The 12,178-nt window shown below is 36.9% G+C and carries 18 protein-coding genes; 13 read left to right on the top strand and 5 right to left on the bottom strand.

Annotated elements, in window-relative coordinates; all coding sequences use genetic code 11:
- Positions 1 to 443 precede the first annotated feature (443 nt).
- The 9 genes from HT723_RS08275 (at position 444) to HT723_RS08235 (ending at position 7,334) form a co-directional block, all read left to right on the top strand.
- Entirely contained in the window at positions 444 to 1,010 is a 567-nt protein-coding gene (locus tag HT723_RS08275) for a site-specific integrase (RefSeq protein WP_050261803.1), read from the top strand.
- A gap of 153 nt (positions 1,011 to 1,163) precedes the next feature.
- Positions 1,164 to 1,328, top strand: a complete 165-nt coding sequence (locus HT723_RS08270; RefSeq protein WP_078934324.1) for a DUF2292 domain-containing protein — start codon at positions 1,164 to 1,166, stop codon at positions 1,326 to 1,328.
- Positions 1,329 to 1,481: 153 nt separating this feature from the next.
- Positions 1,482 to 2,060, top strand: coding sequence for a hypothetical protein (locus tag HT723_RS08265; RefSeq protein WP_050261802.1), 579 nt, complete (start codon positions 1,482 to 1,484; stop codon positions 2,058 to 2,060).
- Between the two features lie 62 nt (positions 2,061 to 2,122).
- Positions 2,123 to 2,467: a hypothetical protein gene (locus HT723_RS08260; protein WP_050261801.1), complete on the top strand. Its 345-nt coding sequence runs from the start codon at positions 2,123 to 2,125 to the stop codon at positions 2,465 to 2,467.
- A 454-nt stretch (positions 2,468 to 2,921) separates the two neighbouring features.
- Positions 2,922 to 3,314 carry a transcriptional regulator gene (locus HT723_RS08255; protein ID WP_172935015.1) on the top strand — a complete coding sequence of 131 codons (393 nt, stop codon included), beginning with the start codon at positions 2,922 to 2,924 and terminating at the stop codon, positions 3,312 to 3,314.
- Positions 3,315 to 3,672: 358 nt separating this feature from the next.
- On the top strand, positions 3,673 to 4,203 hold the full coding sequence (locus tag HT723_RS08250; protein ID WP_001847759.1) for a YutD family protein: 531 nt from the start codon (positions 3,673 to 3,675) through the stop codon (positions 4,201 to 4,203).
- Between the two features lie 20 nt (positions 4,204 to 4,223).
- The gene (gene rlmN / locus HT723_RS08245) at positions 4,224 to 5,309 is read left to right on the top strand and encodes a 23S rRNA (adenine(2503)-C(2))-methyltransferase RlmN (protein ID WP_172935014.1); all 1,086 of its coding nucleotides are present in this window, start codon (positions 4,224 to 4,226) and stop codon (positions 5,307 to 5,309) included.
- Positions 5,309 to 5,791 (top strand): VanZ family protein, encoded by a 483-nt coding sequence (locus HT723_RS08240; protein WP_172935013.1) that lies wholly within the window; start codon positions 5,309 to 5,311, stop codon positions 5,789 to 5,791. The genes rlmN and HT723_RS08240 overlap by 1 nt, the downstream gene beginning before the upstream one ends.
- 1 nt (position 5,792) lies before the next feature.
- Positions 5,793 to 7,334: an ABC-F family ATP-binding cassette domain-containing protein gene (locus HT723_RS08235; protein ID WP_050975904.1), complete on the top strand. Its 1,542-nt coding sequence runs from the start codon at positions 5,793 to 5,795 to the stop codon at positions 7,332 to 7,334.
- 55 nt (positions 7,335 to 7,389) lie between these two features.
- On the opposite strand, the gene HT723_RS08230 is transcribed toward HT723_RS08235, so the two are convergent.
- The 5 genes from HT723_RS08230 to HT723_RS11630 all read right to left on the bottom strand — a co-directional run bounded on the left by HT723_RS08230 (position 7,390) and on the right by HT723_RS11630 (position 10,185).
- Positions 7,390 to 8,193: a peptidylprolyl isomerase gene (locus HT723_RS08230; RefSeq protein WP_172935012.1), complete on the bottom strand. Its 804-nt coding sequence runs from the start codon at positions 8,191 to 8,193 to the stop codon at positions 7,390 to 7,392.
- Between the two features lie 235 nt (positions 8,194 to 8,428).
- A complete protein-coding gene (locus HT723_RS08225; protein ID WP_172935011.1) occupies positions 8,429 to 8,578 on the bottom strand; it encodes a hypothetical protein in 150 nt (49 codons plus the stop codon).
- Between the two features lie 213 nt (positions 8,579 to 8,791).
- The gene (locus HT723_RS08220; protein ID WP_001041098.1) at positions 8,792 to 9,016 is read right to left on the bottom strand and encodes a helix-turn-helix transcriptional regulator; all 225 of its coding nucleotides are present in this window, start codon (positions 9,014 to 9,016) and stop codon (positions 8,792 to 8,794) included.
- A gap of 2 nt (positions 9,017 to 9,018) precedes the next feature.
- Complete coding sequence (locus tag HT723_RS08215; RefSeq protein ID WP_172935010.1) at positions 9,019 to 9,597, bottom strand: DUF3796 domain-containing protein; 579 nt, start codon at positions 9,595 to 9,597, stop codon at positions 9,019 to 9,021.
- Between the two features lie 414 nt (positions 9,598 to 10,011).
- Positions 10,012 to 10,185 (bottom strand): FanG protein, encoded by a 174-nt coding sequence (locus HT723_RS11630; RefSeq protein ID WP_078374329.1) that lies wholly within the window; start codon positions 10,183 to 10,185, stop codon positions 10,012 to 10,014.
- 28 nt (positions 10,186 to 10,213) lie between these two features.
- Between HT723_RS11630 and HT723_RS08210 the strand changes: the two genes are divergently transcribed.
- From HT723_RS08210 to HT723_RS11320, 4 genes are read left to right on the top strand one after another with little or no spacing between them, the layout of a single operon-like run.
- Entirely contained in the window at positions 10,214 to 10,828 is a 615-nt protein-coding gene (locus HT723_RS08210; RefSeq protein ID WP_023940491.1) for a CadD family cadmium resistance transporter, read from the top strand.
- Positions 10,829 to 10,839: 11 nt separating this feature from the next.
- Positions 10,840 to 11,178, top strand: coding sequence for a Cd(II)/Zn(II)-sensing metalloregulatory transcriptional regulator CadX (gene cadX / locus HT723_RS08205; RefSeq protein ID WP_031222801.1), 339 nt, complete (start codon positions 10,840 to 10,842; stop codon positions 11,176 to 11,178).
- 45 nt (positions 11,179 to 11,223) lie between these two features.
- Positions 11,224 to 11,355: a hypothetical protein gene (locus HT723_RS11830; RefSeq protein WP_275689912.1), complete on the top strand. Its 132-nt coding sequence runs from the start codon at positions 11,224 to 11,226 to the stop codon at positions 11,353 to 11,355.
- Between the two features lie 27 nt (positions 11,356 to 11,382).
- Positions 11,383 to 11,718 (top strand): hypothetical protein, encoded by a 336-nt coding sequence (locus HT723_RS11320; protein WP_240154959.1) that lies wholly within the window; start codon positions 11,383 to 11,385, stop codon positions 11,716 to 11,718.
- Positions 11,719 to 12,178 lie beyond the last annotated feature (460 nt).

Below are 12,178 nucleotides of genomic sequence, written 5' to 3'. Positions count from 1 at the left end.
AAAAAATCATGCAAAGTAAGGAGGATTGGGAAGCAAGGGAGTCCTTGCGATTTGGCAAAAGTATCAAACGCGGATTTGCTAAAATAAAAAAATAAAGTGTAGACAGTGTAGCCAAAAGATAAAAAAACGGCTACGATAAAAACCCTTGATACTGTAAGGGTTTCAAAGAGGTGTAGACAAGACAAAAAAAACGGCTACACCCCTAAACCCTTGGTATTACTGACTTTTTAATATAAATGTAGCCAAAATATATATTTTATAAAAGTATATATAATTAAATAGCTATAGCGTTATATATTATTTTTTTCTGAGATGAAACGGCTACACGGCTACACAAGGCGAAAACCCTTGGGGCTGTAAGGCGGAATGCGTAGCCGCTAGATATTCAAAAATGGCTACACTTTTTTATGAAATCTAAGAATTTGTTTAAGAGAGGTTTGAAGATGAAAGTAGTTGACCCTATTAGAGATACTGATGACATTGAACGAATTAAGGATTTTTTGAGAAAAAAGAATGAACGTGATTACGTCTTATTCCTATTTGGAATTTATACAGGTTTACGAGTTAGTGATATTATTCCAATTAAAGTTAAACAAGTCATAGAGGATAAAATTGAAATAAGGGAGAAAAAAACAGGCAAAATAAGACGTTTCCCAATAAATCAACAATTAAGAAATGCCTTAAAACAATATATTGAAAATAAACAACTAAAAGAATATGATTTTTTATTTCCGAGCAGAAAAAGAAAGAATGGCAAGGGAGTAAAAATTTGTCATATTTCAAGAAACCGAGTGTATAAAATTTTAAAAGAAGCTGGAAATAAATGTGGGATTGAAAATATAGGAACCCACTCAATGAGAAAGACATTCGGCTATCATCATTACAAAAAGAATGGCAATGTAGCTATTCTACAAAGAATTTTTAATCATTCAACACCAGAAATTACACTTGGATATATCGGCTACACTCAAGACGAACTAGACCAGAGTATACTAACATTTGACTACTAAATAGCCGCTTTATTTTACATAATGAGAAAACGTAAATTCAAAAACAGAAAACAGGCCTATCTCCTTGATATAAAAGGGATTCTAAAAAGTGCTTGAAAGTCACAAAATAGAAGATATGTTAAATATATAGCACCAAAAAAGAGAGGAAAACAGATGAATCCAAGCAAAGATTACACTCCATTTTTAAAGGATAACTTTATTATTTTTAACAAAGATGGTATAATAGAAATGAGGAAAATACCAGACTTTGGTAGCGTGGTATTTACTAGTCAAGATGGCAACATTGTCCAGATTGAAACAACAATTAAAGAAAGATAGCTGACTAGACAACTAGAGGCGTAACATTAAAGCTAAGTAGCTTTTTTGTTGCGTCTCTTTTTGTTTTAAGAAAGAGGAAGTAATGAGGAATAAAGACCCAGTAGAGAGTTGAAACCAATAAGCACAATCAAAAGAAATGAGGAATAAAAGAACATGGAAACATTACAAACTATTGAAACTAAAATTGACAAACTGATTGAACAGAATAAGAAAGATATTGAGATGACTGAGGCGGAACTGGTTAAAGCAAGCCAAGCTATTTCAGACGCCCAAGCTAAGCTAGTACAGGCTCAAAAAGAAATCAACTCTGAAAAATACGTTGAGGCAAAAAGTGACCTATGGACGGCAGAACGTACAAAGGAATTTCATGAGGGACGTTTGAAAGAGTTATCTGAAAATCCTATGATCACTTATGATGAATATCATGTGATGGTTGCAGAAGTCTATAAATTGGCTGATGAACAACAAAAAACTTTCTATGTGCCGGCTAGAAAGAAAGTGATGGAGATTATAAAACTTGGAGATGACTCTTTGAAAGAAACCAAGCATGTAGATAGTATACTCAAAAAACTTGAAAAGGATATTTCTAAAAATAATGAAGAGTATAAAAAAGACAAAAACGGTTCTTGGCTTAGTGGGTTCTATTCTGGTTTATCCTATGAACCAAGAGACGCACTGTATGGATATAGACATAAATTGAATAATATAGCTGAGAATTTCAAAAGGGAATAAAAATACCCCTCCCCCCTTCAGTTATCCCCTCTACTAATAAATAGAAAGATGAGGTACACAGAATGACCCTCCCCACTGGTAAGATTGATTTAAACGAATACGGGAAGCATTTAGCAGAAAAGTCTGCTGAGATTTATGAAGAGAAAACTAAACAAATTGAAGACGCTTGGGAACGTCAGAGACAAGGCTATATAGCAAGAGATGCCAAGTGGCAAGCTGTCATAGATCGTTCTGGTGAACTATTAAAAGAAAAGAAGGAAAGAGAGCATCAGCAAGAGATTGAACGCTTGACGGAAGAGAAGCGCAAAGAGGTTGACAGAGAAGTCAGTCAGCGTTTATCAATGCCAGATGAACACCAGCAGAAACTTAACAAAGGTATGAGTGAAATGCTGAAAGATTTATTTTAAAGAGTCCATAAAAAAGACTCCATAAAAAATAATTAAAAATTTTTTTAATAAAGTAAATCGGAAAAAAATATTTTTTGTGAAAGGGATTGGAGAAGCAAGGGAGAAGGTGGGGGGATACCCCCCTCCCCCTCGGTGCTTCAGGACTTCACACCGTCACTGTACATATTTTCTCGCGAGCGAGAAAGACAAAAAGGAGTAAATAGGATTGAATGAAACCACTGTAACTAGAAAATGCTCCAAGTGTCATGAGACCAAAGAATTATCTAGCGAAAACTTTTATAGAAAGCATTCAGACAAGAAAGGTTTCTCAAAAGTTTGTAAGCTATGTAATAAAAAGAAGGATGCGGAGCGTTACCAAAAGAAAAAAGACAAGATATTGACCCAAAAAAAACGATACTATAGACGGCAGAAAGAGCGCTTAAATGACCACTGACGAGGTAGAAGGAGCGAACTAATGATTCTAGATAACTTTAAAACGATGATGAACGTTAGAAAGCGGATGACTTGCTTTCTACGTTTCCAGAGGATGGCAGGAAGTGAAAACCAAGTTACGATAGATGAAGAGGCTTGGAAACTTGTCTTACCTGATCAGTGGCATTTGAGCGGCGAGCATGAAAAAGCAATCCGTGAGGGATTGGAAATATTCGCCAACGACATCAATAAGATAGAGAACAAGCGAGCCAGAAAATACTTTATCATCCATTATTGCTATATGAGAAAGAAAACTATGAGCGAATGCGTAGAAATGGCAGGTACTAGCTCCACTAGCTACCACCGATATAAACAGATAGCCGTCTTAAACTTTGCGAGAATCCACCAGAACGGAGAACTGGAAGTATATAAGTAAGTGTATATCATCTTGATAGGATATTTTGCCCTATCGTCTTTATCGTGTTATAATATACCTATCAGCAATCAGCAATCAGCAATAAAAAAAGCACGTTTGACCGTGCTAGTTTCTTGCCTGCTGAACTCGTCATTTATTGCCCTTTTTGAGGGGCTTTTTTTGTGGACTTTTTGAGAATTTTTAAGACCTTTTAATGATATTTAATCAAATGTGATTTTTCAAAAATTCAATAATATCAAGGTTTTAGACACTTTAATGAATCTTAAAAATTTGTCATCTCTATTTTTATGAGAAACGTGCTAACTGCTAGAAATTATGGTAGAATAAAGTATTAAGTAATCGTGGAAAAAGGATATCTATGCGAAAAGAAATTGCACCTGAATTATACAACTATAACAAGTTTCCTGGTCCGGAGTTCCATTTACACGGGGACAAGGTCGAAACGGAAGGGATAGCTTTTTCCTTGGTTGAAAATATCAAGGATGCCTTTGATGTGACGACTTTTAATCAGCGTTTTTCAGAAGTATTAACCAAGTTTGATTATATCGTGGGGGACTGGAGCAACGAACAGCTTCGCCTACGAGGTTTTTACAAGGATGACCGAACAGAAGAAAAACTTGAAAAAATCAGTCGTTTACAAGACTACCTTTTAGAGTATTGTAGTTATGGTTGTGCCTATTTTGTCTTAGAAAATGAAGCCCCTAAGCGAGCATTATTTGACAAGAAAATGCGTAAGACGGAAGAAGAAACACCTTCTAGAAAAGGAAAGAAACCGACTCAAACCAAACGAAAGTCGAATGCAGATAAGAAAAATAGACGTCGTCAGAAAGACCAGCATTCTCAGAAAGAGGACAAGGGACAACGTCATTTTGTCATTCGTCAGAAGTGAGTAGAGAATAAGGAGAAGAAATGAAACCCTCAATTCATAGTTTGGCACATCAAACCATGCAGGAATGGGTATTGGAGCAGGGAGAAAAGAAATTCCGTGCAGATCAAATCTGGGAATGGCTCTACCGTAAACGTGTGCAGTCATTTGAAGAAATGACCAACCTTTCCAAGGATTTGATTGCTAAGCTCAATGACCAGTTTGTGGTCAATCCCTTGAAACAAGGTATTGTGCAAGAGTCTGCTGATGGTACAGTCAAATATCTCTTTGAATTGCCTGACGGTATGTTAATTGAAACTGTACGCATGCGTCAACACTATGGTTTATCTGTCTGTGTGAGCACTCAGGTCGGCTGTAATATCGGTTGTACCTTCTGTGCCTCTGGTTTGATTAAGAAGCAGCGTGACCTCAATAACGGTGAAATCGTAGCGCAAATCATGCTGGTTCAGAAATACTTTGATGAGCGTGGTCAGGATGAACGCGTCAGCCATATCGTTGTCATGGGAATCGGTGAGCCCTTTGATAATTACAACAATGTCTTGAATTTCTTTCGTACTATCAATGATGATAAAGGAATGGCTATCGGTGCTCGTCACATCATGGTTTCAACCTCAGGTTTGGCTCATAAAATTCGTGACTTTGCTGATGAGGGGGTTCAGGTCAATCTTGCCGTGTCTCTTCACGCACTCAACAATGAACTTCGTTCAAGTATCATGAAAATTAACCGTGCCTTTCCGATTGAAAAACTCTTTGCTGCTATTGAATACTACATTGAGACAACAAACCGTCGTGTAACCTTTGAATATATCATGCTTAATGAAGTCAACGACGGTGTAGAACAAGCCTTGGAATTGGCTGAGTTGCTCAAGAACATCAAGAAATTGTCTTATGTAAACTTGATTCCTTATAACCCAGTTAGTGAGCATGACCAATATAGCCGTAGTCCTAAAGAGCGCGTGTTGGCTTTCTATGATACGCTTAAGAAAAAAGGGGGCAACTGTGTGGTTCGTCAAGAGCATGGTACAGATATTGACGCAGCTTGTGGACAATTGCGCTTTAACACAATGAAACGTGACCGCCAGAAGGCAGTCGCAGCGGTAAATCCTTAATGATGAAGAAGACTTATAATCATATTTTGGTCTGGGGAGTCATTTTCTATAGCATTTGCATTGTCTATTTTTGCTTTACTCCTCAAGAACAATCTACCGTGAGAGTGGGAACTCCAGATATTCAGCATCTTGGACGCCTGGTTTTTCTTTTGACTCCTTTCAATTCTCTCTGGAAACTGGGTCAAGTGAGTGGCATAGGACAATTATGTTGGATTTTTCTACAAAATATCCTCAATGTCTTCTTGCTTTTTCCTCTGATGTTCCAACTCCTTTATCTCCTTCCAAACTTGCGGAAAATAAAAAAGGTCTTTCTTTTTAGTTTTCTTATGAGTCTTGGAATCGAGTGTACGCAATTAATCTTGGACTTTTTCTTTGATTTCAATCGCGTCTTTGAGATTGATGATTTGTGGACCAACACTTTGGGTGGCTATCTGGCTTGGCTCCTTTATAAACGATTACATAAAAACAAGATAAGGAATTAAAATGAGTATTTTAGAAGTTAAAAATCTGAGTCACGGTTTTGGTGACCGTGCAATTTTTGAAGATGTGTCCTTCCGTCTCCTAAAGGGAGAACATATCGGTCTGGTCGGTGCCAATGGTGAAGGAAAGTCAACCTTTATGAGCATCGTGACTGGTAAGATGTTGCCAGATGAAGGGAAGGTTGAGTGGTCCAAATATGTGACCGCTGGTTACTTGGATCAGCACTCCGTCCTTGCTGAAGGGCAGTCTGTTCGTGATGTTCTCCGTACAGCCTTTGATGAGCTTTTTAAAGCAGAAGCTCGTATCAATGATCTCTATATGGAAATGGCTGAAGACGGTGTGGATGTTGATGCTCTCATGGAAGAAGTGGGAGAACTCCAAGATCGTCTGGAGAGTCGTGATTTCTACACCTTGGATGCTAAGATTGACGAAGTAGCGCGTGCCCTTGGTGTTATGGACTTTGGCATGGATACAGATGTAACCTCTTTATCAGGTGGACAAAGAACCAAGGTGCTTTTGGCTAAACTCCTCCTTGAAAAGCCTGATATCTTGCTGTTGGACGAGCCGACCAACTACTTGGATGCTGAGCATATTGACTGGCTCAAGCGCTATCTCCAAAACTATGAGAATGCCTTTGTCCTTATTTCACACGATATTCCATTCCTCAATGATGTTATCAATATTGTCTACCATGTGGAAAATCAACAGTTGACACGATACTCTGGTGACTACTACCAGTTCCAAGAAGTCTATGCGATGAAGAAATCTCAGCTAGAGGCAGCCTACGAACGTCAGCAGAAAGAAATTGCAGACCTCAAGGACTTTGTTGCCCGAAACAAAGCGCGTGTTGCAACACGAAACATGGCCATGTCTCGTCAGAAGAAATTGGATAAGATGGATATTATTGAACTGCAAAGTGAGAAACCAAAACCATCCTTTGATTTCAAACCAGCTCGTACGCCAGGGCGCTTTATCTTCCAAGCTAAGGATTTGCAGATTGGTTATGACCGTCCTCTTACTAAGCCTTTAAATCTTACCTTTGAACGCAATCAAAAGGTTGCCATTATCGGGGCAAATGGTATCGGGAAAACAACTCTCTTGAAGAGTCTCTTGGGAATTATCCCGCCAATCGCTGGGGCAGTGGAACGCGGTGACTACCTAGAACTCGGTTATTTTGAGCAGGAAGTAGAAGGTGGCAATCGTCAAACACCTCTTGAAGCTGTCTGGAATGCCTTTCCTGCACTTAACCAAGCAGAAGTTCGTGCAGCCCTTGCCCGTTGTGGTTTGACAACCAAGCATATCGAAAGCCAAATTCAGGTCTTGTCAGGTGGGGAACAAGCCAAGGTTCGTTTCTGTCTCTTGATGAATCGTGAAAACAACGTTTTAGTGCTGGACGAGCCGACCAACCATTTGGATGTGGATGCCAAGGATGAACTCAAACGCGCTCTCAAAGAATACAAGGGATCTATTCTTATGGTCTGCCACGAGCCAGACTTCTATGAAGGCTGGATGGACCAAATCTGGGATTTTAATAATCTAACTTAAAAATGAGAGTAAAAGAAATACAGTACCGAATGTGGATACTGTATTTTTTTGGTTTTTAAGATTTAAAATCGTAGTCTTTCACCACTTCGATGCTGTTGATAGTAATAGCAGTCGTTGGTTTATCTTTCTCATCTTTTTCGGCTTTAGCAATTTTATTTACAACATCCATACCGTCAATCACTTGACCAAAGACTGGGTGTTTGCCATCTAAACTAGGATTTCCACCTTCTTTGTAGGCTTCGATGATTTTCTTGGGATACTTGCTTGTAGGGAGTTTAGCAGAGGTATCTGTAGAGTTTTGGTTGATGAAGAACTGGCTGCCATTGGTGTTTGGTTGACCAGTATTAGCCATAGCAAGAGCACCACGGATGTTATAGAGATAAGGAGTAATCTCGTTTTTGAAACCAGTTCCCTTGTCTTTAGTCTTATCCTTGTCATGCCAGATAGACTGACCACCTGTACCGTCCCCTTTTGGATCTCCAGTTTGGACCATGAAGCCATCGATGACACGGTGGAAGGTAATACCGTTATAGTAGCCTTCTTTGGCATGAGTGAGGAAGTTTTCAACCGCTAGAGGAGCGAGTTTAGGGAAGAGTTTAATACGAATATCACCTTGGCTTGTGTGGAGAATCACTTCGGCTTCATCTTCAGCAACTTCCTTAGAAAGTTGAGGGAAGTTGGCATTCTCATTTGTTAAAGCATCGTTTAAGTCCTTGGCAGATTGGGCTGCTGCTTTGGAGCTTTCCTCAGCGGCCAAGCTAGAATCTACATAGTCATCACCACGCAGACTGCGTTGGATGTTGCTACATCCAGCTAGGGTTACAGTGGATAGTAAAAGAAGGGTTGCTAGTTTTTTCATTCTGATCCTCTCAAAAATTCATTTCTATCATTGTACCCTAAAAGGAAGTGGATTTCAAATATTAGTGACAAGACAATTTTAGAGAAAATCAACTAAAAAATCACTTGATTAAAGATTCTTCTTTGGATGACGGTCGATAATATCCTTGTATTGTTCCAGTATCTGCTCCCTCTTTGGAGTCAATTTGTAGCCACGAATCGAAAAGTGACTTGCTAATTCTTCTTCTGAGAAGTGGTCATGAAGGAAGGGCTTGGTCCAGACCTGCAGCTTTCATCTTAGATAGTCCTGTAATTCCCTTGCTTTTCAGAATATTCTTTTTCATAGTAGCATTGAGATGATCAAGTGAGTCAAAAGCTGTTTCAATGACTGCATAAGCTTTTTTCACCAGAGTTTTTAGATGTTTTGGGGCATCAATGCCATAAGTATACTCAAAGTATTTAGGAAACCAGATCTTAAGAAAGCTAGTAAAGCATCACAATTAGTAAAGGTTAATTCGAAAGAATTACTATATTTTAAAAGAGCACATTTTCAAAGGATTTTTTCTTTTGGACTCAATTCCTAATTAATCAATGAACTGAATACTAGGTCTCGAAAAGAATTATGCTTCCTCGTTTTGTCTGAGTTCAAAGAGGTCTTCTACTTTCAGATTAAAAACTTGAGCAATTTTAAGAGCCATTTCCAGCGAAGGGTTGTAACGGTTATTTTCCAAGTGCAGAATTGTCTCGCGTCGCATGCCGATGAGGTCGGCTAACTCCTGCTGGGTCATGCCTGTGGACTCACGAACAGATTTGAGATTAGTAATAATCTTGCTTTCTTTGGCCATGCTTATCCTCTACGTTCCAAGATAAAATAGACAACCGCAAAGATGCAAATCAAGGCAGCTATGCTAAAAAATATCTGTCCCATGTAAAGAGTGAGAGACCCCATATACCCAATGATAACTGCTAGGATCATCAGTGCGCCTAGTATAAAAACAAACATCAAGCTAGCTGCCTTGGCTAAATTAGCATAAAAGCGTTCGTCCGGAGTTTCCTTGACATTTTTCAAACAGAAAAAAGCAAATAAAATCACTTCAATAACGAGGCCAATTCCCAAAATCCATTCTTTAATACCAGAACTTACGCTAGGGGTTGCAAGCCAAATCCCTACTGTATAAAAAATGCTTGATGCAAACACAAGTATTGTGTAAAGCTTAGCAGACAAGTCAAAAATAATCTTTTCCTTATCTTTCTGACTCTTATGTAGCCAGCTCCAAATAGCTACAATTTGACCTGACACTGAAATACCAGTAATAACTAACTTGGGTCCCCAACTAAGATTAGAACCAAATAAAACAATAAAATCAATAAAGAGAGCTACGGCAATCATTGCAATGAGGCCACGCATTTTTTGACTTTTTTTCATGATAGACTCCTTTTTTGTGTTATAAATATATAACACTTAAATTTTATGTTATAAATATATCACATTTAAATTTAGAAAGCAAGAATTTATGTGCCAAGGTGGCAATTATTTGAAAAAATTTTTTAATAAAAGCCCTTGATAGTCAAACAACTAAAGAATTCTTTGAAGTAATGCATCGGATTTGGTTTGGATAGTTTCGTTAATAATATTTGATGATAAAGAATTTTTGAAAAATCTAGATACTGTATGAATCTCTACTTTTTTTCTTAGACTGTATAAAGTCTGTCAGAATAAGCTTTGTAGGTGTAGAAGTTAATTTTTACAGAGGTTAAGTAAGGATTTCAGTACACGTCAATAGATGTCAAAATACTGATTTTAAGCGATTTTTGATTTTTGGAAACTCATTATATCGCACTACAAATCAATAAAAACTCTACCTTTTTTAGATAAATATATCATCTGGATATTGAAGTTAAGCCCTGCTATCATTTCGATGGCAGGGCTTTTTAATATTTGGTACACTAACTTCTTATCTATATTTTGGTGGATTTTAAGTTGACATCTACAAAGTTTAATGTTAGAATACATTCAAAAATATATTTGAATGAGGTGTTTTATGATTCAAAATGTTGTTACTTCAATAATCCTGTATTCTGGGACAGCCGTAGACTTACTTATTATCCTAATGTTATTTTTTGCCAAAAGAAAAAGCAGAAAAGACATCATTAACATCTATTTAGGACAATTTCTAGGCTCTGTTAGTCTAATATTGCTAAGTTTGCTTTTTGCATTTGTCTTAAATTATATTCCTAGTAAAGAGATTTTAGGTTTACTCGGTTTGATTCCAATTTTCCTAGGCCTCAAAGTTTTGCTTTTAGGAGATTCTGATGGAGAAGCTATTGCAAAAGATGGTTTGCGAAAAGACAATAAAAACCTGATTTTTCTAGTCGCTATGATTACTTTTGCAAGTTGTGGCGCTGACAATATTGGTGTCTTTGTCCCATATTTTACCACCTTAAATTTAGCGAATTTGATAGTGACTTTACTTACTTTTCTAGTCATGATTTATCTCTTGGTTTTTTCTGCCCAAAAATTGGCACAAGTCCCTTCTGTTGGAGAAACTTTGGAAAAATATAGCAGATGGTTTATTGCCGTTGTCTATTTAGGATTGGGGATGTATATCCTGATTGAAAACAACAGCTTTGACATGCTATGGGCTGTGTTCGGCTAGGAGAAAAAATTATGAAAAAAGATAGTATCTGTCAAGTGGATGTTATTAATCAACAAAATGTTACAACCGCAACGAACTACCTTGAAAAGGAAAAAGTCCAAAAATCACTTCGCATTTTATCAAAATTTACCGATAATAAACAGATAAATATCATCTTTTATCTCCTTGCCGTCGAAGAACTCTGTGTCTGTGATATAGCCTGTTTACTAAATCTCAGTATGGCATCTTCCTCCCACCATCTTCGTAAACTAGCCAATCAAAACATCTTGGATACTAGAAGAGAGGGGAAAATTATATATTATTTTATAAAAGATGAGGAAATCAGAGACTTTTTTAATCAACTAGGATAACAACTATTTTTACTACTTTACCATGATCATATATAGGACTTATCTATGAAATTTTTTGATGAAAATTACTCACAAGAAATACCTACTCGTATCAAATGTTTAAGAAAAAAGTATAATTTAAAGCAAAGCGACCTAGGTAATGCAGGTCAAGTTAGCCAAGTTGAAAAGGGAAAGTGACAAGTTACTGCTTCAATATTGCTTTATTTGAATACTCAAACTGACTTAGACTATAAAGAAATTATTTTTAGAGATATTGCCAAGTTTGTTGAAAATATGTTTTATCACTGCTTCAGCTCTATTATATTTAGAGTTTTAGAAACTGTAGATAAAAGAATGAATTCTTTGTCGGATGATGACTTAATTTCTATACAATCTAGCTGTCTTAGACTTTCCAAGACATTCGCAAATTTCAATATTCAAAGAAAAAAATTTTTGATTTCTGATGCAACTGAAAAAATTATCCATAATGGCAAAAAGGTCATCAAAAAATCAAAAAAGATAAATCAATTTCAACAACAATGGACACATACGCCGAGTTAGCACCGCAAAGAAAGTTAGAATCTGTTAATCTTTATATCGATAAGATTGCTGAACTAACGCAATAACTACTCTACTATTCACTCTACCTTTTATTATGTAGCATTCTAAAAACATTGATGTACCAACGTTTCTAACAGCTAAAATAGAAATTATTTAATCTTTTACAGACCTAGACTATTCCCCTATTTAGAATCTATTAATTCATATTTTATAAATTAATTAGTAGATATCTTTTTTAAAATCCTTGATATTTCGCTGTTTTTAGTCTAATTGAAATCTATACTTTCCAAACCAGATCTTAAGAAAGCTCGTAAAGCTAGCCAGTTCTCTAAAGGTTAAGAACTAGCTACAATACAGTATTTACAACACTTTATACTCAATGAAAATCAAAGAGCAAACTAGGAAGCTAGCCGCAGGTTGTTCAAAGAACTGCTTTGAGGTTGTAGATAAGACTGACGAA

Source organism: Streptococcus sp. 2106 (assembly GCF_013277315.1).
Lineage (GTDB): Bacteria > Bacillota > Bacilli > Lactobacillales > Streptococcaceae > Streptococcus > Streptococcus pseudopneumoniae.
The sequence above is the reverse complement of the archived record's forward strand: the minus strand, read 5'-3'. Positions and strand labels throughout refer to the sequence as shown.